Origin of the sequence: Rhabdobacter roseus (assembly GCF_014202275.1) — a bacterium.
Taxonomy (GTDB): Bacteria; Bacteroidota; Bacteroidia; order Cytophagales; family Spirosomataceae; genus Rhabdobacter; species Rhabdobacter roseus.
Genome location: NZ_JACHGF010000013.1, coordinates 88,428 through 111,698, shown reverse-complemented (window position 1 = coordinate 111,698; position 23,271 = coordinate 88,428). Strand labels below are relative to the sequence as shown.

The window sequence follows — 23,271 nt, the reverse complement described above, 5'->3', positions numbered from 1 at the left end:
CTCCCGCTGGGATAGCGAGAGCCGGGTTTGGACGATTGTTCAGGCAACCAGTTTAGGTGTGATGGAGAGCGGGGCCACAGGCAAACCCGGTAAGGTCAAACCATAAGCATACGATTCTGAGATCAAGCTGTGTTCCGCTGCTCTTGTAAGGGTTTCAGCCCGATAAATTGGGTGTGATTGGGCAAATGCGGTCAGTTCAACCACTTGCGCGGGGTCAGCGGCTTCATATTCAAAAACAGCTAGGTACCACGTTCCTTTGGGCGTGACTTTCTCATTAACCTTCTTCTCGCTGGTAACTTTCAGAACTACGTCAGAAAGTTTCAGGTCGTCATAGAAAAGTCTTTCCATTAATCTACGTAGTTCGTATACGCTACTGTTATTGAACATTAAAGAAGACATGGCACCCTGCCTATCCACAAAAAATAGCTCTGCCCACGCCTCTATTCGTCCACGGGCAAAGAGGTCATCCTCAAATATTCGCCAGGCAATGGGTTGAAAAGAAAAGCGGTCCCCCACGTCCTGGATACCGTTGATATTGAAACGCCCAGTTTGGGCATTAAACCTGTACTGTCGTGGACTGCCGGGCATATATTTGATTGTTTTCGACAGCACTTCTGTTTCTGGGTTGTTGTGCATTTTTGACATTTGAGTTATTGTTTAGATTGAAAAAGTAGCCGGGAATAACTACTTTCCCGGCATTCGGGCATTCATTCAGCTTGTCGCTGGCCTGATGGCGATCATTCCGCCTTGTACTTCAACCGTGACCGATTGGTCTACGTTGATTCCGACTTCGGCAAACCAGTTACCCGCTAATAGAAGGGAAGAAAAAAATTTAGTGCATTTAGTCCGCCAATCAGGCCGCGCTTAATAACCAATCCTGCGAGAGCGGCTTTGGGTTAAGTTTGTAAGGTTCATCCCAAATAAGTGTAAAAGTGTTGGGTTGAAAATCGAAGGCTACTTTTCAGTCCAGCCAAATTGCGGCTTGCCACGCTTCGTAGGATTGAATCTGGGCGGCAAACTCTTCGTCTTCTGTTGGGCTGGTTTCCTCTGACACAGATACAATTATTTGGAAGTTGTCTTTTGTCTGCCGTTCTTCTTTCCGAGTACTTTGTTTCAAGTTGCTTTGCATTAGAGTAAGTGTTCGTTTTTGTCTTGTTCTTACCGCTGTTTCACTATATAAAGATAAATCATTATATCAAAATATTAAAATATTATGATAACAAAATCATCTTCTTTTTAGCGACGTTGTACTTTTATTTCCCTTCTATTCAGTATATTAACTATTGTCATTTGCGCGTATTACGTGATGCTATATACAGCAATTCTGATAATGTTTTAAAATATTAGAATAACACACTTCCATAATATCAAAATATTGATGTATTTTGCTTGAAATCACCTCTAAATAAATGAAAGAAGAAACAAGAATTATTTCAGTTTGCTCTCAGAAGGGGGGCAGTGGAAAATCAGCCATCACCGTATGGCTGGCGAATTGCCTGAGCCGGGAAAATAAACGGGTGCTTGTATTGGACGCCGATGGTCAGCGAACCATTGCCAAGCTGCGGGCTAGGGAGATAGAAAGAATCGGTCTGTCGGAAAACGCTTGTGAAGTATTGGCCACGGACGACGTAGCTTCGGTATTGGATGAACACTATGAGGACTACGACGTCATCTTCCTGGATCTACCTCGTATGACTGGGCCCGATGAGGCGGTAATGGCATTAACATTTTGTGATAGCCTCCTAGTCCCTATCCGGCTGGGAGATTCCGATGTATTGTCGGCTTTCGAGTTCATCAAAGCAGCCAAAAAAATGGGGAACATTCGCAAAGAACGCGGTTATGATTTCAATATTTTCGGTGTCCAGAATTTCCGGCAGCACAACCTTCGGGAAAACAGTGACATCGACCGCTATGCCGATATGCTTGATATTACCATTTTTGACAACGCACTGCCGAACCGAGCCGATTTCATGCGTGTGGGTACCATGGACTGCCCACTAGACTATACTAGCATTGCCGAATCCTACGGCGCATTTTATCAGGAATTCAAGAAACGCTACCAAATTTCGTAACTATGGCTAAAAATAAGAAACCGTTTTCTTCGCTACTGGACGACCCCGAAGCCAAGAAAAGTATTCAGGATGCCTTACAGGCTCCTGCGCAATTACCAAAGGACGTAAAGACAGAAACGGCCTCTGCTTCAACCAAGGAGAAAGCTAAACCAGAAACCTATCAAAACATCACCATTCGTAAATCGGTACACCGTTTACTGAAGATGGCCGCCACCCATTATGAGTTGGAAATCAGAGAATTGGCTTCCGAAGCTATCGCCAATGACCCAAGAATTCAAGAAATTATAGCCTTGACAGAAAAAAAATAAATCCAGCATTTGCATCTTTATTTTTCTGTATTTTAAATTTGCGCCCAAGATGACGACTCGAATTATAGTCATATTCTTGGGCACATTTTCTTTCAGTTTATTTGTCTATCTAATTTATCGGATATACAATAAATTTTATAGTGTCACGCCTAAGTTAGTAACCGTTCCGTTACAGCCGAATCGTTCTGCTTTATTGGCAAAACAGAGAAAAGTAGTCAACGAGCGGCGGAATGAAATAAGGGGAGGATCTACCGCTGAGAAGCCAAGTCAGGCGGTACCAGAGGAAAAGGGAAATCCCGAGCCTGATCCTATGGATTCGGGTTTTGGGGAAGATTTGGGATTAGCGATTGCGGAGTCCCAGGAAAAAAGTGCCAGTACGCTTGTAAAGCGGAGGTCGAGATTTGCCGACATGAAAAGTGCGGCTGAGGAGTTGAAAGAAATTTACAATCGTAACAGCAAAATAGAATGAAAAGATAATCTTCGTTTTCGCCCGATGCTTTCTGCCGGGCGCATTAATACAAATTCCATATACATCCTGATAGTTTTCACAGTAGTGAATGCTTCAAACCCCTTGGCACTTTTTGTGCTTCCGGCGAAGCATTGTCTCCTGTTAAACACCGCCTAAACCTCGTTTTTGCACCGGGGCGTTTCACAACGGTTGTGCCAAATTTTTGAATATATATGCCTTTGGAAGGCTAAAAATAACATTTCCAATTAGTTACAAATCAATCAATAATTCTGTTTAAAATGAAAAAGACAGTACTCTGTTTCGCCATTCTAGTTTTATCGTGCCTCTCATTCAACATTTTCGCTCAAGGGGCTGCCGGATCAGTATCACAAGCCTTAATGGGCTATTACCAGACGATTGTTACCATCGGAAACGTGATTTTCGGCATCCTGATGGTTGTGGGCGTTGTGAAGGTTGTGTCATCCTTCATCAGTAATTCTCCTAATTCGGTGCGGAATCTACTTTACTTGGTGGTTGGGGCTGTCATCTGGTTTGGCTTCAACCTGATCGTTACCGATGTTCAGACTACATCTGGAGGCTCGACGGGTGGATATACACTGACCAGGTAAGTATGAAAGTTCAAAAGTCTTTGGAGAAACCAACCCGGATTCTCGGGATGCGGATGCAGGAACTGGGTTTGTATGTCTGCTTACTGGTCGGCCTTATTACTTTGGCCTCCTTAGCCCGAACCATTATTCCTGTTCCCCGCGCTGTATATGGTGTTATTCTGGTATTGCTGGTGCTGTCGTGGCTTGTGCTGCGGTGGGGCGAGCGCCACAAACATCCCTCATTCCTGATATCAATGATTTCCTGGGTTTGGTTTCAACCCAAAAAAGTTAATCACGTAATCATCAAACTTCGTGGCAAAAACAGTCAATTACGACGCGGTGTTTCCCGTGTTCAGTATTGAAAATAGTGGCGACGGCGGAGCAATAGCCGTACTAAAAGACGGACGAGTTGCTATTTGTTACCGATTTGAAGGTGTGGAAACGGAAAGCATCACCGATGGTGAGTACGACGCATTAAGCTCCGCTTTTTATCGCGCCTCCCGAACATTACCTGTCGGGACAGTCATACAGAGACTGGACGCTTACCATACCAAACGGCACCGGATTCCCAAAGTTCAAGGAGATAAAACAAACGTACCGTTTACCCAGCAACAGCATGTTCACATGCAGGATAAGCCAGTATTGCACCACACTGCCTACCTGTGCCTCTCTTTTGGAAACGAACGACAACCCCGTACGAATGCTGCCAATACGACTTGGGCGCGTTTAGGATTATCAATGCTCAGAAATCCTTTTGATGGTATAGACGCGCTGGCCGAACGAGCAGAACGAGCAGCAGAAGAATTTGCCCAAAGTATTTCACTCGGACAGATACGGTTGACGAGGTTGAATGAAGAAGAATTTGAAAACCTTTTTCTCCAATATTTTAACTTGGATTTTGACCGTCAACCTACGATACTCAATCGGTCGATTCAACCTGATGCTACCTTCGTTGGGGTGGGCGAAAAGAAGGTCAATGTGCTGACAATGATTGGTCAACCTTCCATAATTCACAACACCCAGCCCGGCCGGACTGGCGTGGAGGCTCCCTTCATATCGACATTGGCGCTTGACTTGCAAATTCCGCACTTACTGGTGACGAGCTTCCTGATCGAGGATACCGAAAAAATGATCAGCTCCCTGGAATTCGAGCAGAAGATCAACCGCAATCTCGATTTCTTAATGACCCATGAGAACAAGATCAAAATGCTGGAACTCGAGGATTACATCGACGGGCTCCGCACGGACAACAAGAGCTTGATGAGTCTTAATCTGTCGCTGGTGGTTTGGAGTACGGATAACAAGCAACGGGAGAGAATGGTGCAGCAGGGTATTGCGGCATTCAGGGCGATGGGAGGAGCCGACGTCTTTGTCGAAACGATGGACACAACCAATCTTTTCTTTGCCCTGGCTCCTGGCAATGGATACCAGAATTACCGATGGCTACTCATGTCCGGAGACAATGCTGCCTGCTATCTTAATTGCGCGACAAACTACCGAACGGCCAATCAAGGGGAATTACTCGCTGACCGCTACGGCAATCCGGTTTTGGTCAATCTATTCAATACCGACCTGAATAACCAGAATAGCGTGGTAGTAGGCCCAACTGGGTCGGGTAAATCCTTTACGATGGGGTATTTTATGCTGCAGCGTTATGAGGCCGGGCACAGGCAGATCATCATCGACGTCGGTGGTACCTATCTGTCATTAATGACCGCTCTGGGCGGGCGCTATTACCAATACGATCCGCAAAAGCCTATAAAGTTCAATCCTTTTGGGATTCAGTTGGACGCGGATGGGAACTACATTCCGGATGGGGACAAAATTAATTTCCTTTCTACCCTGCTTGCCATTATTTGGAAGGGATACAAGCGGCCAGTAAGGCAGGCCGAACGCTCGGTGCTAGTACGGCTTATTCCGATCTACTATGAATGGTACAACGCTCAGCCCGAGCCGCCAACGACAGTCCCCAGCCTGATCGGATTTTATGATTTCCTGTATCAATACTTGAAGGACAATGGAAACAGCGAAGAATTGATCCGCTGGAACAAAGCGTTCGATTTTGCTGAATTCTTCACCTGTCTGGAACCCTTTGTGGTGGGCCATTACCGAGATGTGCTGGACGCAAGTGAAAACGAGGACATCAGCGCTTACCCATTGGTATGCTTCGACATGGCCCGGATTAAAGACAATGAGTTGCTCAAATCGGTAGTTACCATGCTGATCACGGAGCTTTCACTGGACGTGATCCGCCGCTTTCCGAAAGATGTGAAGTACCTCTATATGGATGAAGCCTGGTCCATGCTATCAGAAGGTATGGGAGACTTTGTAGAAATGATGTACCGTACCATTCGTAAGAACAACGGTTCGATGTGCATCATCACACAAGGGGTGAAGGAAATCGAGGATTCAACGGTTGGCCCGGTGATCGTGGCCAACGCTGATACTAAAATTATCCTCAACCACCAAGATGCGAAGCAGCTTGATCGGGTCTCGGCGGTGTTGGGCTTTACCCGACACGAAGTGGAGAAGATGCGCTCCATTAGGGTAACAAAAACCTGGCGGGAAATCTTCATACGGCAGGGGGAACATGGAAAGGTGTACCGTTTGGAGGCCGCCCCAAGTATCTACCCGTTGCTCACTTCGAAGCCCGCCGAGCGGGAGCATCTGCGTGACTTGACCAAGACCTACCAGGGGAATATCGTGTACGCTGTGCGCCAGTACAACGAAGATAAAGCCGAAGGGATAATCTAAACTAATTATTGCATGAAAGAAGAATCCTTTGGCTTTCTGATGGCTAGCAACGGCGACCTTATCCGTACGAAGGTGTTGGGCTTGGCAGCGTTGCTCATGATGGTTAATTTTCTTTGGGCGCTGGGCCGTACATTTCTCATGTCTTCTGACCTGACCACCGACTACACGCCCTTAGTCAGGGCCATTATCCTGACGATCGTACTGACACTGTACGGAGATTTACTGAATATTGTCACGGGCATGATTGACTTTGTCGCCGGGCTTTTTTCGCCCAAAGACCCGCAAGAGGTGCTGGCATCGCTGAAAGCCATGACCGCCAAGGTGGATGGGGCTTTCTCTACCGCCAACGATAACCTCTGGAAAGATTTTGATCTGTCCTGGGACTCGGATCAGATGAAGAAGGATATCGACATCGTACTTGGTGTGATGAGCAATTCTATGGAAATGGTCATTCTGAAATTGGTTCGCCTGGTGGCAGAGGGTTTGACGCTGCTGATCCGGGCCTTCGTAGCTAAGATGCAGGTGCTGGTCACTGTTTTTCTCATGATTACGGGACCGATAGCCATTCTGATTTCCATGATTCCAGGCCTGCAGGGAGCCATGGGTTATTGGTTCCGGAACTTGCTTCACGCCAAGTTTTGGGCAATGACCATTGGTGTCCTTGACGGCATCGTCAATTTCTACGTGGATAATCTCGTGGATACGCACATCGATAACATGATGAACAACGCCACGCTGGAAGAGCGATTCGGAGCGGTATTCAATCTGGTGGTTGTCCACTACTGCGTAATTGGAGCCTACCTGGCCACGCCCTTTTTGACGAACGCTTTCATTGGCGGTATGACTTCTGCCGGAGGACTGGGAAGTTGGGCTGCCAGCAAAGGGGCCAACCTGCCCGGTGCCGCCGCTCGTACCGCTCAAACCGCGATTCGAATGGGAGCGGGGGCGGGTCGTAGTTCAGGTTCCCGTTCGGGTAGTTCCTCCACTAGACGAAGCACATCAGGCAATTCAACTGAAAAGACAAAAAACCATAACACAGAGCGAGGCAACGCCATGGCTGAATATAATGACAGCCCCAAGCGCAAAAACGACCGTGAATCATAAAAAGAATACCTATGATGCAGCAAGCGAATAACGTAACGACCTTAATCAAAACCCTGAAAATCATTTGCCTGGGCCTGATAGTTGCTTTGGCGGTGAGCAATGTCGCCTGGTTGTACGCCTATGTACGGGAAAGCAGCCAAAATGCTGAGCGAGTCTATATGGTCGCTGATAACGGAACCAATGCGGCGATTTCAGCCGGGCAAGTTCAGCCTACACAGTACGAAGCGCGAAATCTGGTTCGATCCTTCATGGATCTGATGTTCCAACATGACGCCAACACTTTCCGAGAACGGGTGAACCATGGTATGAAGCTAGTGGACCATAACGACGGGCGGGCGATATACGAAACCTTCAAACGGGGTCGGGTACTCGAAAACTACCATCGCTACAACTCGCATACCAACTGGACCTGCGACTCGGTCAAGGTAGATATGAGCGTGGAACCTTATCAAGGGTTTGTCTGGGGAGCGCAACAGGTGGTCTATGACAATCAGATTGCGGTACAGCCCGTGGCTGCACGTTTCACGCTCTCACGCCAACTTCGCTCGGATATCAATCCTTACGGTCTTCTGATCGACACCTTCACATTTATCGACTACCCGCGTCCTATCCAATCAGATGAAGGGCGGGCAGTAGCCGCAAACCAATAATCGAAACATTTTAATGAACAAGAAAATCCTTTTTTTAACGCTGGCCATGGGATTATACCAAGGATGTCCGGCGCAAACCTACCTGCCCGATACAGTTAAGGTCAACCGCACCTCCACCACCTATTTGATTTTCCCCTCCAAGGTGGCCCTGGTGGATATTAGCCCGGAGTACCTGATAAAAATAGAATCGGGAAACATTGTTTTTGTCAGGCCCCGTACGACCTCGGCTCGGCTTACGCCTCTGCTTGTCAGGACTTCCGACGAAACTTTTCTGGGATATTTGAAAGTATCGGACGGTACGCCACCGGCCTTTGTGGATATAAGCAAATTGCAGCGGCCCGTTCAAACTGAGGTTTACACGCCTGAACTACCAATAGTATCTTCAACTGGTCAGGCTACCATTCCCGCCAGCGTACCTAATGGTGATCAATTGCTTGCTTCACTCAATCCTACGGCAGAGGGTACTCTAATCGAGAAACAACCGATTTATGAAGAAGAATCAATACTTACCGCCGAAAGGTCTCTGAAAATAAGGATGGATTCCCTTCTAAGCGGATCACCCCAGAATTTTGATCAGGAGCGAAACAGTGGCATTGTGGTCAAGCTCACTCATCTACTGCACGATTCTACAAATACCTATGTCCAGCTTACCATTCAGAACCAAACTGCTATGCCCTACCTCCTTGATCAGGTTAGTTTCTGGTATCAGAACCAGGCCAGGAAACGGAAGGGAATATATCTGGACGGGGAGACCTACCCCATGGAGCCGATCGTTGAAACGGTCCCTGACCGGGTTGAGGCGGATCAAAAGATACAGTTGCGGTTTGCTTTACCACAGTTCGCGCCACAAAATCGAAGTGAGTTTGTCGTAAACATACGCGAGAAGAGTGGTACGCGTAATGTTACACTGAGCCTGCCGATGAAAACCGTATTGTACGCCCGGCCAACCCAGCCCGGCATACGCCACGACAAGTTTAAAAAGGAAACCAACAAAGAACGTTTTTCAAACTCAACCTGGATTTGGAATGACTGGAAAAAGAAAAAAGCGTAAAGCTCAGTTGCAGGACGACGCAATTGAGGATACTGCAACTAAACGGGAAGAAGTAGAAATCCCCGCCCCAATATTCGATGATGAGGTGCATTCGTTGAATTCCGACGGGTTTGAAGAACAATTTGACGAAAAGATCTTCTCTGATGAGAATGAGGAACAACTCCCCTCAGACCATCAATGGCACGAAGAAGGAGTGATTGATGAGGAGATTGTCAATGAGGAAATAATAGAGAAGGAATTTTTGCCCGCGGAGGAGGATGAATATCTGGATGAGGAAGATCCGGAAGAAAATGTCCCCGATGTCCGTCCTAATGCCCCAAGCAAAGCGAAAACAACGAAACGAAGAAGGGCTATTCTGGCAGTGGGGATTGGGTCAATTGCCGTTGTTGCCATCGTGGTCATGCTTTGGAAAATGACGGTTTCCTCCAACGGATTCCGGGCTGCACAGATGGCACCGGTTCCAGCAGAACCGATCGATGTGGCCGAACGTGAGCGAAACCAAATTACTCAGCCAACCGACTATGCTGATGAGGAGCAAATGCGAACCATGAACTACGACGACGTAAACAGCATCTACGGGCTAGCACTCAAACAGCAGGAAGAAAATCGCAAAAAGTCTAGGGATGCTGATTCAATTCACCAGGATGCCTCCGTTCAGCAAGAATTGAGTCGCTCCCAGCAATTGGCAAGACAACCACGAAGCCGAAACAACTCGACAGGGAAAACACCACCCCCTCTTCGTTCGAAAGAGGAATACCCAACGACCGAAGATCCTTTTCGCAATAAGGTACGGGATGAATACCTCATGCGCGCGGGCTTCAATACCGTCAAGGCGGAGGGCGGGAATAGCAGTACCGTAGCTGGAAATCACTACGAGGCAACTGATATACCTACCTCCGGACGTAGTCAAGTTGAAACCGACGATCCAATTCCTGGCGTGGTAAGTGGCAATCAGACGGTTTCCAATGGATCACGTGTAATGTTCCGAACGCTGGCCGATGCCATGATCCGTGGTCGTTTTGCTCCGAAGGGGTCAATTTTGGTTGGATTCGCTCAGGTAAACGCTACGCGGGCTTTGTTCAACATCACCACGCTTCGGCTTCTGGCTACCGGGGAGGCGGTTCCAGTCCGGATGCGGGCCCTTGACCTCGACATGAACGAAGGACTGGCCGTACAATCCGAAAAACCTTCCCGCCAACAGGTTGATCAAGCCGCCAACAGTGCTTTGAGTCAAGCGGCCGGACAGGCTGCCTGGTCGGCAGGCCATTCGGTCAATCGTGCAACCCAGATTCCGGGTGCCGGCAATGCCCTGGCCTCGCTTGGCGCGGGTCTGGCGTCCGCTGCTACAACGGGCCGACGTCGTGAGGTGCGGCAAAAACTGCAATTGCAAGATGGTTTTAAAGTATTTTTCGTCCCCGTAAAATGAAAAAGTCAATCATTCTCTGTTTTCTGGCGTCGCTATTGATCCTACCCGTTCCCGCTAATAGTCAGGTAGAGGCTATTGTAAAAATGGGGCTTTCGGTACTGGGTATTGGCGGAGGAAAAGACAAGTACGCCAAGGCGCGGCTCCTGGAATTGAAAAAGATTCTGGATAAAAACAAAAAGGAACTGGCCAAGCTGGCCCGAATAGAAGAAAGTGCTCAAGGTACCGAAATATACACCCAAGCCCAATTGGAGATTAGCCGAAGTGTCGAAGAGCTGATGCGCTCGGTTTCTGAACTGAAAGCCATTCGTTCACGCGACGGTCAGATACGCTTTAATGACCTGGTGGTATTCAATCAAATTCAGCAAGAGGTGAACCAATACCTCAGCGGTTATGTGTCGGCGGCATTTTTGCAGCAACTGGAAAAACAAATTGTCAATGGTAGTGCCCGGAACCATGCCTTAGCCCAAAACAGCGGCAATAACATCTATGACATGTTCTTTGGAAAATCAGGCCTGGACGCCCGGCAACCGACCAATCTAACCGACCTGGGCGCGGCCCGTGGTGAAGAAGCTTTGCACCTGCTGCAATTCCAAACCGCGGCCCAAAAAAAGAAGATCGTGCAGTCTTTGCTATACTATAAGTTAGCCGATGAACTATACGCGCAATCGGTAACACTGAACAATGCCTTGAATGATGAGCAAAACGGAACCGCTCTTGATATAACCCGTCGCCTCCGGCAAACCATCATGCAAAGAATGTCCCAGGCCAGTCTTCAACAATTAATTAGCGATCCGCCCAATATCGGCTCTGGTTTGGACCTCATGTCGCTGGGTGACCTTGGCAGTTTTTCAGAAGAGATAGGTAGCCTTTTTCAGACCATGCTTGACCAGGTAAACAACGATGCCCAGAGCTTTTTTTCGAGCCTGGACGGGGCCTTCCAGAATCCGCAAATCATGGATCCGATGGCACCGGATATGGGCTACTTCTCCGAACAGGGTTCACCACAAGGGTTGCGCCTGACGACCGGAGAACGAGCCTCCTTACAGAAATCGGCAATGGACATGTCCACCCAAGCCGTCGAATATCGCCGGAAAGGCGATACGCTTATGGAGGAAGCGCTGGAAAAGACGCCCCTCCAACAAGTACTCGAAATGAAACGTGCCCGCACCTATATGCAGGAATCATACCGATACCTTGACCTCTCTTTATGACATGAAAGATAGCTCAGGCAAGAAGTCTTCCATCCATCTGAATGGCAGTGCAGGTCCTAACGGATTCTCCGAAGCACACACAGTCAACGACACAGCATTGGAAAGGAATCAATCAAAGGCTGCGGAGAAAAATAAGATCTGGCAGGTTTTAGAAAAACTGCGCCAATACAATTCCCAGGATGAGCCGGATAAAGAAGAAGAGTTGAAACCCGGCCAGGTACTGTCTGCCAAAATATCGACATTGGTGGCCAGGTACCCGTTTCATGCCATCGGTGGATTATTGGCCTTGTTGCTGGTAATTGTCCTTTTCAAAACATTCTATCAGGGTAAGCATTGGCAGGCTAAGCGGACGGTTGAGGAGGCTTTTTACGTAGCTAACGAGTACGCACGGAACAACAGCACGAACCTTTACCCCTACCTCTCCAACGCCTTCCGCCGCGAAGTACGCCAGCTACCGGGGCTACTTCCCCTTTCCATGCAGACCGCCACGCGGGGCGGTACTATCACCGCCGCCGAAGCAGTAGGTTTACGAGAGATCACACCTGATTCCGTTGTTATCGAGGTAAAATTGGTGTTCAGCGGGGAGGGCGGTAAGTCTGGGTTAGAAGAGAAATGCTTTCAGCCTTTGGTGTATGAGAAGGAGCATTGGCGGCTGGGGCTGAGTTACAGTCGGTGAAGACCCATGGTTGTCCATCATTCCTCTTCACCGATCTGCAGATCCGAATTTCTAAGTGAAAATATGGAAAACCAGTCTTCCAAACCTTCCTCATCATTTTCATGAGCTTCATATTTATCCTCATGAATACTCTGATGATGAATCAGGTTATCGTTTTCGAAATAAACTACCCCTGAAATATCCAGGCGTCCATATAATCTAGTATTAACCATGCCTTCATGGATTTGCTTTTCTCCCAAAACAGTCCAAAACACACTTAAATCATTTTCTTTAAGCATATTTATAAAGTCGATCTTTCGAACCATTAAGCAAGAATTGCTTGCGTTTTCAACGGAGGGGTCAATACATACAACTTCTCCCTTTCCATTAAAAAGTGAACCCTCTTGTGGTCCATAATTCAATTTCATTGCATCGAATATGAACTCACTGGGCTTTAGATAACCTATGGACTCTTCTATTGACCCATCATTGGATTTTTCATTAGAAAATCTCAGCGTTGGAACAATTACTTGCCCGCTAAATTCTTCAGTTGTACCTCGATATCTTTTCCGTCCTTCAATATCTTGCCATGGAAGCCTGCTTTCCTCATCACTCTGCCACCGGGATTTTATACTTTGCCAGCCTGGTGACCAATAATATTCCCGGCTATATAATTCATATCGGTCAATAGCTTCTGGCATCCATCGACCGGTAAAATTTTGTAATTTTCCCCATTCTATGAATTTTTTGTATTCGGACGACTTCACTAAATATGCTCTGATCTGATACCATAATTCCTTATAGGGAATGTCCTCTTGTTCTTCATTGATATGTTTTGGTTCTTTCCAAGATGGATATGTTTCCAGTACCAACCATTCAACCTTGGTCTGAGGATCAATTACCTCTATATAATCAATAGGGCTAGGTAAATCGGACTCAACCATAAGCCATTCTTCATGTGGCGTTCTCCAGTTCATATCTTGTTCTGGATTCCACCACTGTACAACTTGTTTTCTTCGATTAGTTGATTTTATTAGGGTAGAAGGATCAATATCCCGAATATATGGATCCCAAGTACCGTCATATACTTTGGCAGTATCGTTATTGGACCAGCGTTCTTGAAAATTTACATTATCAGCAACCAATGCTAGGATTTCATGCATTGCTAACCATTGGTATTTTTTTCCTATTCGTTCGCTCATAATACTATGGCGGTCAGCTCTATCTCTTGATTTATCAATTATCCAGTCAATAGGGCCATGCTTTTCAACATTCCAACCGTAACGTTCGAATATCCATTGTACAGCAAGGTTACTTAATCCAATTAGATCCGCATCTCTCCAATTTCGTAACGCGCTCTGAAATGTATACCGTCCAAAATCACCATATCCCCCTGTACCCCTACCATATTCAGTCGTCATCGAATGTAATATCCAATTCTGTAAACGATGATATGGCTTGAAATCGGCAGTTTTCAATTCTACTTCATAACGCTCATCAATTTCTTCATTAGTAAGATATTCTGTGGGAAATGTGCTTTTATATGGCGGCCTGACTTTAGCCAAATCAATGGTGTCTATTTTACCTAAGCAAGCCGCTCTCTCAATTACACCTCTGGCAGAATCACGAAGCAGAATATGAGTGTATACTTCCTCTTTGTCAAAAATTGTTTCATAGGTGTAATTAGCCAAAGCATTTAAGCTTTCTAAATCTTGTGTCCTCATCGTACAACCATAAGCGGCAGTCCACAACCGCTCATATATATAAGGATCGTTGACCTTTTCAAAAGCTTGAAGTAACCTTAACAAAGTGTCAATTCGGTTTTCTAGGAGTGCTATCAATGCTTTTGTTGCTGAATCGCGTAATGGTCGATTAGTGCTAGTGAAGAACCATGTGATAGCTTGGGCCAGTAGAAATGCAGACTCGGCATTGAGAGGTGCTTTGTCGGCATACGACCAAGCCCAATCTATTATACGCTGTACGGAAGAGGCCCCTTCTTCGAAGTTGCGTGAATACTTAAAATGTAAATACCCTGTCCAACAAGCATCACGGTCTGCCATGGAACGGCTCGATAGTTCACGGTGTAGAAAATCACTATTTAAGGGGTGTCCGACTGAGGCGCTGACTGATACTATTGTATCCAGAAATGCTTCTTTCCAATATTTGTCGAGAATTATTCTGTTTATGTACTCAAAAGCGGTGTTACTGTAAGAATCATGTTTGCGCCACAAAATACTTTCAATAAAACCCGACACGAGCGATTCTTCCAGAGATAGTACAGGAAGCGCTTGATGTAGTTCTACCCTTGTCTGTTCAGGTAGTTGGATAGATAAAGCCTCAATTAGCCCTTGGTTGGGTTGTAGCCCTCGCTGATTATCGAAGAGCTTAACAAGTTTCGGATTGTAGGCAAATGAGTTTTCCGGATTTTTCTTGTCTACGTATTGATCGATTAGATGAGCTGCAATCAAGTGGTCTCCAAACCTCTCATATGTAAAGTATATTACCTCACGCTGGGAAACCTCACCTTTGTCTTCTTGCCATTGATAATCTAAGTCTTTATTTAGTACACCCTCAACAATCAAGTCTTCAAAAAACCTAATACGGTCAGGTTCAGCTAGGCTCCTGAGTTTGGGTAAATCAAGGATCCAAAAGTAAGCATCGTCAAAAGGTAGACTGGTTGATCCAATATTAAGGAGCTCAGCTGCCAATGAATCAACAGTATATCGAGTCAATCGATGGGACTTATTGAAATTATACTTTTTTGATAACGATTCATCTACAGCATCCAAAAAAAAGTCTAGAATAGCCGATATACCTTCGTATCCAGGTGGTATTTGACTTAATCCCTTTTTATAAAGTCCCTCACAGAATAACCGTAGAAAGAGTGGGTTACTGAACTCTGGATGAAGAAGCGGAATACTCGGTAGCTGGATTTGATAGTAGGAAAAAAAGCGTTTTGTAGCTTCGTATTCAAATAATTCAAATCCGTGGTGGTCAACAACCGAAATATGGTGACGTTTCTGGACATTCTCTGGCAAAAGTAGTTCTTGGTATGAACTTCTGACACTGATCACTAGGCCAATCCATGGGTAATGTGACAGGACTTCAAAAAAGCCACCGATATGATCTTCCCATATATGACGACCTTGACCTTCATTGAGCGCGTCAACACACATTAAAACTCTGGAACCCCTTGTCTCACCTAACGTATTGATTACACCCAGAAAAGTGTCTCGATCACAGTCTATATGTAGTTCTCGTAGAATTTGAGTCCAAGGATCTTCTAGTGTCGTTAGGTGCTGCCCTAAAATTAAAATTGACAGCAATCCTCTTTCTCTACGTGCGTTCGAAACTGCTGCCAATAAATGAGATTTTCCCATACCAGCTTTACCCGTAAGTGCCAAAGCTGGGGTGTTGGCAACTTGAACCTCCACGCTGTTCACATAATTTTCACAGTCATATAAACTGATCTTTATATTTCGAAAGTTACGAATATCCCAACTGTAATCTTTTATATGCTGATCTGAAACAGATGAAGTACTTGCCTGCTTATCTTGCCTTTTCAGTTCGTCAAGCTTATCAAGCAGGCAATCAATAGTTTCATGTGCCTTCTTAATAGTACAAATGATTTGATATTGGTCGATTATCAATATCCGAAACGGCGTGTTTTTATTTGCTAGATGGTACAAATTCTGTAAAACATCTGAGACTTTTCTCGATTCATCAGAGATCCTTTGGTCGTTTAATTCGCGAATTGCCGTATTAGCAATAACTTTCAACTCATCAAATTGAGACCTCCAGCGTTCAGTAAAAGTCTTGTCTCTACCCAAACCGTGAAAAACAGTAGCTATCGGAAGTTCAAAATTGACCTCTGGGGAGTATCGTTTGTTTAAATTATTAGTAGCCTCTGCTAATCGTTGGGTAAACCAATCTTCATCCAATTCTATTTCATTGAACCAAAAGCTTCGGCGTCCAATATGTTCCGGTCTGGATAGACGACTGAACAATTCAGAACTCCCCCAGTAAATAAATTCTATTTCACGCCCACTCTTTCGAGCCTTTGTTTCCCATTCTACAACTTTGTCATCCCATCTTTCCATTAGCGACTTCTGGCCCTTGATGCGTGCATTAGGACGATCCAAAGGGACACATATATAATAACGGACTAACTCAGGATGCGTTTCAATCGCTTTCTTAACTGATTTAGTGATTTGAGTCCACTGAGTCGACTTAATACCTTGGAAGAATTTTGCCTGCCACCCGTATTCTTTACCATCTGGAAGTTTACAATAGGCTTCCACACCACCATCAGGCGTACCTACACGTCGAAAATCTTCTCTATTATTAACACATTCTGAATCAGCAATTTGACATACAAGTTCTTCAAAAGCACTTTTTTGATCACCATTGTACGGGCGAAGTTTCAGCCACTCCAAATCCATTTAAGAAAAAGTTTATCTCTGAATTCATTAAAGATTCAAGTTAGTATATATACCACAGAAGCTTTAATTTTTTAAAAGTTTTTGTTATTACAAGTTCTCCAAAGACACCTCCTTCCTAAGCCTTACCCTCACCACAGCCTTTGAACCCAAAACCTGATTCCCAATCCCCTCCAACTTATAATCCAACTTTCGTTTACCCCCAGATTTATCAATCAATCCAATTTCAATAGACACACTCTGCGCCTTGCTCGATGACAGGTACCCTTCCAATATCCGGTCAGCAGGGACATTTACGTATATCGTCGTGTCGTAATCGTTTGTGAAGAATATACTGCGATTCGTCAAGATGTGAGTGTTACCATCCTCCGCGCGGTAGGTCAGCGTATCGAAACCTACTTCATTGCGGGGTTGGCTGGGATTGGTTGGGTTAAATACTCGGAAAGCATAGTATGCCTTCGTCGGTGGAAAATCGGGGTCAATGTTTTTCTCCTGGCAGCTAGTAAAGTTTAGAATCAAAAAGCTAGCCGCTGCGATGACGCTCAATTTCTTCATTTTCAAAATATCCTCTTCGTTTAAGTTCAAAAAAACATTTGGCCGTGGCCAGCATATCGGCGTTAGCGTCGTGCATTCCCTTCATTCGTCGGCCCGTCAGCAGACAGTACAGTTCATCCAGGCGGATCGGTTCTCGGTTGCCTGTTACGTGGGTGCTCGCCTCCATCGTGCAAAGCAGCGGCCGGGCGGGCAGCTCCCCTACCCTACCCGGCTGCGCTTGCTGGATTCGAATAAACTCGGCACCGATTACTCCGTAGTCAAGGCCAATATTATGACCTACCCAGGCATCAGCCTTTCCAATGTCCCGTAGCAATAGTTCAAGTACTTCGGCCAGCGGCTTTCCCTTACGTTCTGCCTGCTCCGGGGTGATGCCATGGATTCGCTGCGCTACTTTGTTCCAGCGAAAGCCCTCCGGTTTCACAAATTCGTAGTGTCGACTGAGTTCGTGACCTTCATTGTCGTACAAGCCCCAGGCTACGGAGATGAGCCTCGGCCAGTTGGGCAGGTCCGTAACGGGCAGGTGATTGCACTGCGGCAATCCGTTCGTTTCGGTATCGACAATGAGGTACTTCATAGGTATACAGTCAATTTTTTTGGCAATGTTTCAACTACCGTTTCATTCCGGCTGGAGGCAAATCGAACTTTGGTACCATCTTCGGCGCTTCTGGGCTTAGGACGGGAGCGGCCTGCTGCTTCATCGGGGCCGGCAATGGGGTCAGATGTAGCTTTTCACCCTTTTGCAAGTCCTCCGTAAAATCCTTATTGTGCGGCAGCTTTAAACTCACGACCTCCTGCAACCCTTTGGCCGCTGTCAGTTCGTTCTGCGTCCGAATTAAATTTTGGCGGGTATTGGGCATCGACACTTCAAACTCGGTGCGGTTGTCCTGCCAGCTCTTGACGCTGATCCGGGCATCCGGCTCGTCTTTGGGCGAATTTTTGTTGAGCACCATAGAGAAACGCTCAGTCAGTTCCTGAACCATCTGCTTCCCTATCGCCTGGTCTGAATGGCTCACCGAAACAGTGAGTCGCGCCTGGCTTGGGGACGGCAGGTTCAAGTGCGCCTGTATGTTGTTACTTTCCTGGATGCCAGGATACCGCATACGGCCCACCAAATTGATATTGTTTCGGATGCCAGCATTGTCGTTATCGTTGGCCATGACGATCTGCCGGGGCTGGTACTTGTCGATCAGTTTCTGCACCGTGTCCGGGGCTCCGGATGACAAATTTCCTGCCGTGCCGAGGTAGAGCCTTTTCTCCCCTTCTGCCGGAGGTTTCATTTGGTGAAAACTCATGGCATCGATCGGGCTTTCGGCGATCACCATCCGGTCCACCCTTCCGCCCGGCTCGATTACCTTTGGGTTAGAGATCCACACTCCATCGCCCCGAGAGCCATCCACTATTTTTACATTTTCGTTCCGGACTATTATGGCCACAGTACCCTGTTCATTCTTGATAGGAAACACCGTGTTGACAAACTGCTTACCCCGGTTGCGGTCAAAGTAGTTTCGATTAAAAACGGCATTCTCAAATTCTGGGGCCCTAACCGTTTCATCCGATAGCCCCCGGCTTTTGAGGTAATTGGTATCGCTCAACGGCTTCAAATCAAAGCTCCGAACAACAGCCTGCTCGCGCGTAGGGGCCGGTTGATTTGTTGCTGTTGTTACTGTCTGACCGACAGTCCGCTCCACGCGGGTATCTACCTGACCAAGGTATTGTTGCAATTTTTCTATCGTATCCTTCCACTCCCCCGTTCCTCGTCGGTGCTGAAACTGCACGACCGTACCTTTGTCAGCGCCATCGTTGGGGTTAAAGTAAATATCGGCTCCTGTACCCTGCCGAGGATAAACGACTATCCTATCCTTACCACCGCTATCGGCTTTGTAGAGAGAAACTGAATTGCCGCCGCTACGCTGCAAATCTTTGATGTAGCCTTGGTCTTTGGCGTATTCAACGAGGTCGATTTGCTGCTTGAACTGTTCAAAATCGACCTTACGAAGCGGTCTTTGCTGGGTTTCTTTTATCTTCTGATTCTCCTGTCGGGTGATTCCGAGTACGTGCTCTTCCAGATATTTCACGTCTTGCAAGTCCTTGGGCCGCCCGGCTGCTTTTTTGCTGGTCACCAAATCTTTCGGGGACAACACGCTGTATTCGGTTCCTTCGTTTGTCCGGACCGGTACCCGGTCGGGATAATGATCGGAAAACCTACCCAAACCTGTCACGTCCTTATGGATATCAATTCGGTAAGGGTTTCGCCCAAAGTACACTACATTGTCGTCGGTAAAATCACTCGGGTGCAGCTTGGCCCCGATAAAATCCTTTACTGACGCTACCATTTTATTCGCATTCTCCGCCGTCGGGTTAATCCACACGTCCAGATCGTCGGCCTTGCGCGTGCTGCCGTACGATTGAACCGCCTTTCCCCCAATGATCGCATATTCCACTTGGTGCCGATTGAGCACCCCTATAAACTCCTCCTGATCGCGGGTCATTTTTCAATCCTTGCTGTCTACTGTTTTTCTTCGTTTTCTGATTCTTCGGACTCCTCTTCCTTCATACGGAAAAAATCCTCCCGCCTGAGCTTGCCAATAATCCATGGCTCATCAGCGGGCTTTTCGGCAAACCCGTATTGCTCGATGGTTTTCTGGCGAATGGCTGTGAAATCTACCACTAAGGTGTCCGGCAAAACCGTGACATCGACCCCCAATTCTTTGCCCTGCAAACTGTCTATGGTTTTCATTTTTTGTTTGTTTTTGTTACTCAAAAATACTCATATTCATCCGTAATTCCTGACTCAAACTATTATCATTCATCGTCATTTCTATTCAAATTTGGCACTGTTCTACTGTGCGGATTCTTTATAAAGTAACTTCTCTATCTCCTTATCTTCCAGTCCCAATATTGTAGCGCAATCCAGCACAATGCTGTCCATATTGGTTTGCAGATCGTGCTGTGTGGAGAATTTGGGAAGTCCCTGTATTTCTCTATCCTCAGCATCCAAGGCAATTCTTCCCCAGAACCGCCCTTGTTTCGATTCGACCGTAAAGCCGATGAATTCGCCCTGGTCAAACTCATGAAGATCTTCGGGACTGACGATGGGCCTTTGTTGCTTCCGGAAGTTGAGCGTACTGCGGCTCCGATTGGGCTGGTGTCGCCCCTCCAATACGCTACTCAAATCGAAGGCCGGACTATTGTCCCTCGATTCTTCCGGTGTGATGACTTCGTGCTGGCCGATCAACTGGCTGACATACCTGGCCGTTTCCACGCTCGACACCGCGCCATAAAACTGATTGCTCAGCGTTCCCAGAATCATCTGGCTTTCCTTTTCTCCGTAGTACTTCCTCACCTGTGACAAGTCCTGGCACATATACACCGTCGCTATCTGTGAACTACGCCCCGTAGCGGGTATCTGCTCGAAGTTGGGAATGTATATTGTCGGAGCCTCATCCAATAATAAGATCGAGTGATGCTTTCCCCTTCGGTTCATCCTTTTCAAGGCCACTGTACTGTAAAGACCTAAGAGCGGACGTAGTGAGTCCATCACTTCCCGATCACCGCCCAGGCAGAGCAGGATCGGCTGTTTGGGATTGTTCAAATCCATGCTGTATCCCTCATCCGTCGCGGACATTACCCAGAACACTTCTGGGCTCGCCAGCTTGGCCAGCATGACCTGCAAGGTACCCATGACGCCCGATAGCTGGTCGGCGGATTTGTTCCCAATGGCCGTGACCACGCTCATGACATAACTAAGACATTCGGAGTCATTGCCGATCATGGTCATTAGCTTGTCGTAGGGCATTTTGGTAATCAGCGTCACCGCGTGGGGTAAGGTACAGTGTAGTGGGTGGTGCTTGCGGAGGTACCAAATCAGACCAGTCAAAACCGCCGTGCAGGAGCGCGACCAGAAATCCTGCTTCTCAATCGTTTCCTGTTGCAGGTTTCTCAAGAGCGCCAAGGCGTATTCTTCCGCGTAGGCAATGCTGGGAATATTTTCTGGGGCGATGGGATTCAGACGGTGGGTTCGATCCATATCCTGGAAATTGATGACGCAAAACCGCGACGTTGCCTCAGGGCTCTGCTGACGACGGTGATAGGCATAGTCCGTCAGTTCGGGAAACTTGACATCATACACAATACCACAATAGTCTTGCGCAAGGGCTTGACGAATGAAGGGCTTGGCCAATGAGTCAGACTTTCCCGAACCGGGCCCACCCGCGATGAATACGCCTCTGAATGGGTTGGGTACCTTAATCCAACCGCCCGTAGTGGTTCCAAACTGAAAGCCCTTTGACGGAACGCCCGCTTTGCGATCCTCAGCAATGGGCCGCTTGGGCTTGGGCCGTAACAACCAGTAGCCCACTCCTATTCCAAATAAGGTACTTATCCCCGCTCCGATCGGTACCAAATAGTTGAACTGATACGGGAATCGGTGCGCCATACCCAACAATAGCACCCCGATGAAGTACCCCACTACCGTTACCAGTTGAACCCCCATGGAGGGACGCTTTTGTTTTCGTAGCCTCTTAACCTGATTTCCTGACGAATAGGCATCGTCAGGTATGGCAAAAGCCATGGGTATAATGAGGGCGAACACTACCCTAATCAACCAGCCACCTTTCGCGTACGCATACAGTAGCTTATTATACCAGCCCACATCTCGAGGTGAAACATGCAACAACAGAAAGTATTCACCCCCCACCATGGCAGCTACCAAAGCCACCAACACCCACACGGCATTACGGTTCTGATTCATTGATTTTCATTTCCTGGTCAATTCCCTTCTCACTTATCTCCGCCTTCTCACTCGACGTCGGAAATCATCTTCTTTACTGGTTGCATGGCCACCTGTGTTGGGCACACTATCAAACCTCAGCGCCCCGATCAGTGGCGTGATGTCAATGCGGAGGGGTCGGAATTTCTGGCTGGTATCGTTATACTTGCCTGTTTTCTCCCCGCTCTTCTCTACCGTTTGGTCAATCTCTGTTTTACTATTCTCGCCATTTTTGTTCTTAGTAATCGAGTGATCAAATTTGCCTTTACTTTTAACTAGCCCTGGAGGCGAAATGTCTCCCTTATTCAGTCCTTTGGCCTTCTGCTCTTTCAATTCTGGTTTTTCAATCAGCCGCTCGTAAGCCTGTCGGGGCGTAAAAATGTCTCCCTTTTTTGCTTCACTTTCGACCTCCTTTATTTTCTTCCAGAAATCGGGTGAATAATTCTGACTCCGACCAATATCATGCATCTGCTCGCGGTCGAGGAGTAGCCCAACCCTCTCCAACCGGTTCACCTGCTTATCTAGCCTCTGCCGTTGCTGCTCTTCTGTGATCTCGGGTTTGTATCCAAAAGATTGTTCAAAATCCTTTTTGCTCTTGATTAGCCAGGCATTGTAGTTGAACTGACGGCTACCACTGTCGGGATGCAGTGAACGGCTCATCGTCTTATCTCGGGCCGATACAATCACGTGGATGTGTGTCTGCTCACCCTCCTTTTTCTGTTTAGGTTGTACCTGTCCTGTTTGTACTTCCTCATCAAGCCCAGAATACTGCCGATTTTTATGAACGGTAGCATACCAAACCACATCATTTCCTTCCACTTGGACGAGATGCCTACTTTTGAAGTTTTGGGCGTAGTTGTCCATGACTTGACGGGTGTAGGATTTCAGCTTTTCCTCATCCCCTTCCAAGTGTCGAAGTTCCTCACGGCTCGGGGAAATCACCAGCGAATGAAAGTGCGGCTTATTCTTTCGCAAGCCTTTTACATTGGCATCAATATGTTCCTGTACTTCCTGGCTGTCAATACCCTCGCGTTTCTGATCGAAGAAGATTGAACGTTGGGGGTCTCGGTCTTCCCTCGCCTCATGTTCAAGGTAGTTGACGAGTGCCTGGGAAGTACCGGTATTTGTGTAGATGCCGCCTTTGCTGGCGGGCAAAACGCGAATGACCATTGGCTATGATATTTAGATATTGATATTTTGAAATACTGGAATAATAAAATCA

At 47.0% G+C, this 23,271-nt stretch carries 20 protein-coding genes; 12 read left to right on the top strand and 8 right to left on the bottom strand.

Annotated features, from left to right (window positions below; genetic code table 11):
- Positions 1-39: 39 nt before the first annotated feature.
- Together HNQ92_RS25560 and HNQ92_RS25555 are read right to left on the bottom strand one after the other, a co-directional pair.
- Positions 40-645: a hypothetical protein gene (locus HNQ92_RS25560; protein ID WP_184178816.1), complete on the bottom strand. Its 606-nt coding sequence runs from the start codon at positions 643-645 to the stop codon at positions 40-42.
- Between the two features lie 316 nt (positions 646-961).
- Positions 962-1,129, bottom strand: coding sequence for a hypothetical protein (locus tag HNQ92_RS25555; RefSeq protein ID WP_184178814.1), 168 nt, complete (start codon positions 1,127-1,129; stop codon positions 962-964).
- A gap of 280 nt (positions 1,130-1,409) precedes the next feature.
- Here HNQ92_RS25555 and HNQ92_RS25550 point away from each other — a divergent pair, with 280 nt between their 5' ends.
- The 12 genes from HNQ92_RS25550 to HNQ92_RS25495 all read left to right on the top strand — a co-directional run bounded on the left by HNQ92_RS25550 (position 1,410) and on the right by HNQ92_RS25495 (position 12,308).
- Positions 1,410-2,072 (top strand): ParA family protein, encoded by a 663-nt coding sequence (locus tag HNQ92_RS25550; RefSeq protein WP_184178812.1) that lies wholly within the window; start codon positions 1,410-1,412, stop codon positions 2,070-2,072.
- 2 nt (positions 2,073-2,074) lie between these two features.
- Positions 2,075-2,380 carry a hypothetical protein gene (locus HNQ92_RS25545; protein ID WP_184178810.1) on the top strand — a complete coding sequence of 102 codons (306 nt, stop codon included), beginning with the start codon at positions 2,075-2,077 and terminating at the stop codon, positions 2,378-2,380.
- Between the two features lie 49 nt (positions 2,381-2,429).
- Positions 2,430-2,849, top strand: coding sequence for a hypothetical protein (locus HNQ92_RS25540; protein ID WP_184178801.1), 420 nt, complete (start codon positions 2,430-2,432; stop codon positions 2,847-2,849).
- A gap of 278 nt (positions 2,850-3,127) precedes the next feature.
- On the top strand, positions 3,128-3,457 hold the full coding sequence (locus HNQ92_RS25535) for a hypothetical protein (protein ID WP_184178799.1): 330 nt from the start codon (positions 3,128-3,130) through the stop codon (positions 3,455-3,457).
- A 2-nt stretch (positions 3,458-3,459) separates the two neighbouring features.
- A complete protein-coding gene (locus HNQ92_RS25530) occupies positions 3,460-3,798 on the top strand; it encodes a hypothetical protein (protein WP_184178797.1) in 339 nt (112 codons plus the stop codon).
- Entirely contained in the window at positions 3,749-6,190 is a 2,442-nt protein-coding gene (locus HNQ92_RS25525; protein WP_343063044.1) for a TraG family conjugative transposon ATPase, read from the top strand. The genes HNQ92_RS25530 and HNQ92_RS25525 overlap by 50 nt, the downstream gene beginning before the upstream one ends.
- 12 nt (positions 6,191-6,202) lie before the next feature.
- Positions 6,203-7,294, top strand: coding sequence for a TraJ family protein (locus tag HNQ92_RS25520; RefSeq protein ID WP_246440860.1), 1,092 nt, complete (start codon positions 6,203-6,205; stop codon positions 7,292-7,294).
- An 11-nt stretch (positions 7,295-7,305) separates the two neighbouring features.
- Complete coding sequence (locus HNQ92_RS25515) at positions 7,306-7,944, top strand: hypothetical protein (RefSeq protein WP_184178795.1); 639 nt, start codon at positions 7,306-7,308, stop codon at positions 7,942-7,944.
- Positions 7,945-7,957: 13 nt separating this feature from the next.
- The gene (locus HNQ92_RS25510; protein WP_184178793.1) at positions 7,958-8,995 is read left to right on the top strand and encodes a DUF4138 domain-containing protein; all 1,038 of its coding nucleotides are present in this window, start codon (positions 7,958-7,960) and stop codon (positions 8,993-8,995) included.
- Positions 8,970-10,421: a conjugative transposon protein TraM gene (gene traM / locus HNQ92_RS25505; protein WP_184178791.1), complete on the top strand. Its 1,452-nt coding sequence runs from the start codon at positions 8,970-8,972 to the stop codon at positions 10,419-10,421. Before HNQ92_RS25510 ends, traM begins: the two co-directional genes overlap by 26 nt.
- Positions 10,418-11,632, top strand: a complete 1,215-nt coding sequence (locus HNQ92_RS25500; protein ID WP_184178789.1) for a hypothetical protein — start codon at positions 10,418-10,420, stop codon at positions 11,630-11,632. Before traM ends, HNQ92_RS25500 begins: the two co-directional genes overlap by 4 nt.
- A gap of 1 nt (position 11,633) precedes the next feature.
- On the top strand, positions 11,634-12,308 hold the full coding sequence (locus HNQ92_RS25495; protein WP_184178787.1) for a hypothetical protein: 675 nt from the start codon (positions 11,634-11,636) through the stop codon (positions 12,306-12,308).
- Between the two features lie 17 nt (positions 12,309-12,325).
- Here the strand turns inward: HNQ92_RS25495 and HNQ92_RS25490 are convergent, their stop codons facing one another.
- The 6 genes from HNQ92_RS25490 to HNQ92_RS25465 all read right to left on the bottom strand — a co-directional run bounded on the left by HNQ92_RS25490 (position 12,326) and on the right by HNQ92_RS25465 (position 23,219).
- Positions 12,326-16,729, bottom strand: coding sequence for an NACHT domain-containing protein (locus HNQ92_RS25490; RefSeq protein WP_184178785.1), 4,404 nt, complete (start codon positions 16,727-16,729; stop codon positions 12,326-12,328).
- 520 nt (positions 16,730-17,249) lie between these two features.
- Positions 17,250-17,855 (bottom strand): 3'-5' exonuclease, encoded by a 606-nt coding sequence (locus HNQ92_RS25485; RefSeq protein WP_184178783.1) that lies wholly within the window; start codon positions 17,853-17,855, stop codon positions 17,250-17,252.
- A 34-nt stretch (positions 17,856-17,889) separates the two neighbouring features.
- Positions 17,890-19,770, bottom strand: a complete 1,881-nt coding sequence (locus HNQ92_RS25480; protein ID WP_184178781.1) for a toprim domain-containing protein — start codon at positions 19,768-19,770, stop codon at positions 17,890-17,892.
- 17 nt (positions 19,771-19,787) lie between these two features.
- Positions 19,788-20,018: a hypothetical protein gene (locus tag HNQ92_RS25475; protein ID WP_221307545.1), complete on the bottom strand. Its 231-nt coding sequence runs from the start codon at positions 20,016-20,018 to the stop codon at positions 19,788-19,790.
- Between the two features lie 102 nt (positions 20,019-20,120).
- Complete coding sequence (locus HNQ92_RS25470; RefSeq protein WP_184178779.1) at positions 20,121-22,031, bottom strand: type IV secretory system conjugative DNA transfer family protein; 1,911 nt, start codon at positions 22,029-22,031, stop codon at positions 20,121-20,123.
- 33 nt (positions 22,032-22,064) lie between these two features.
- A complete protein-coding gene (locus HNQ92_RS25465) occupies positions 22,065-23,219 on the bottom strand; it encodes a DUF5712 family protein (RefSeq protein ID WP_184178777.1) in 1,155 nt (384 codons plus the stop codon).
- Positions 23,220-23,271: the final 52 nt, after the last annotated feature.

Coding starts and splice junctions, on each gene's coding strand:
- HNQ92_RS25490 (WP_184178785.1), bottom strand. CDS start 16,729: ATGGATTTGGAGTGGCTGAAACTTCGCCCGTACAATGGTGATCAAAAA.
- HNQ92_RS25555 (WP_184178814.1), bottom strand. CDS start 1,129: ATGCAAAGCAACTTGAAACAAAGTACTCGGAAAGAAGAACGGCAGACA.
- HNQ92_RS25495 (WP_184178787.1), top strand. CDS start 11,634: ATGAAAGATAGCTCAGGCAAGAAGTCTTCCATCCATCTGAATGGCAGT.
- HNQ92_RS25560 (WP_184178816.1), bottom strand. CDS start 645: ATGTCAAAAATGCACAACAACCCAGAAACAGAAGTGCTGTCGAAAACA.
- HNQ92_RS25545 (WP_184178810.1), top strand. CDS start 2,075: ATGGCTAAAAATAAGAAACCGTTTTCTTCGCTACTGGACGACCCCGAA.
- HNQ92_RS25540 (WP_184178801.1), top strand. CDS start 2,430: ATGACGACTCGAATTATAGTCATATTCTTGGGCACATTTTCTTTCAGT.
- HNQ92_RS25485 (WP_184178783.1), bottom strand. CDS start 17,855: ATGAAGTACCTCATTGTCGATACCGAAACGAACGGATTGCCGCAGTGC.
- HNQ92_RS25515 (WP_184178795.1), top strand. CDS start 7,306: ATGATGCAGCAAGCGAATAACGTAACGACCTTAATCAAAACCCTGAAA.
- HNQ92_RS25530 (WP_184178797.1), top strand. CDS start 3,460: ATGAAAGTTCAAAAGTCTTTGGAGAAACCAACCCGGATTCTCGGGATG.
- traM (WP_184178791.1), top strand. CDS start 8,970: ATGACTGGAAAAAGAAAAAAGCGTAAAGCTCAGTTGCAGGACGACGCA.
- HNQ92_RS25510 (WP_184178793.1), top strand. CDS start 7,958: ATGAACAAGAAAATCCTTTTTTTAACGCTGGCCATGGGATTATACCAA.
- HNQ92_RS25500 (WP_184178789.1), top strand. CDS start 10,418: ATGAAAAAGTCAATCATTCTCTGTTTTCTGGCGTCGCTATTGATCCTA.
- HNQ92_RS25470 (WP_184178779.1), bottom strand. CDS start 22,031: ATGAATCAGAACCGTAATGCCGTGTGGGTGTTGGTGGCTTTGGTAGCT.
- HNQ92_RS25480 (WP_184178781.1), bottom strand. CDS start 19,770: ATGACCCGCGATCAGGAGGAGTTTATAGGGGTGCTCAATCGGCACCAA.
- HNQ92_RS25520 (WP_246440860.1), top strand. CDS start 6,203: ATGAAAGAAGAATCCTTTGGCTTTCTGATGGCTAGCAACGGCGACCTT.
- HNQ92_RS25550 (WP_184178812.1), top strand. CDS start 1,410: ATGAAAGAAGAAACAAGAATTATTTCAGTTTGCTCTCAGAAGGGGGGC.
- HNQ92_RS25465 (WP_184178777.1), bottom strand. CDS start 23,219: ATGGTCATTCGCGTTTTGCCCGCCAGCAAAGGCGGCATCTACACAAAT.
- HNQ92_RS25535 (WP_184178799.1), top strand. CDS start 3,128: ATGAAAAAGACAGTACTCTGTTTCGCCATTCTAGTTTTATCGTGCCTC.
- HNQ92_RS25475 (WP_221307545.1), bottom strand. CDS start 20,018: ATGAAAACCATAGACAGTTTGCAGGGCAAAGAATTGGGGGTCGATGTC.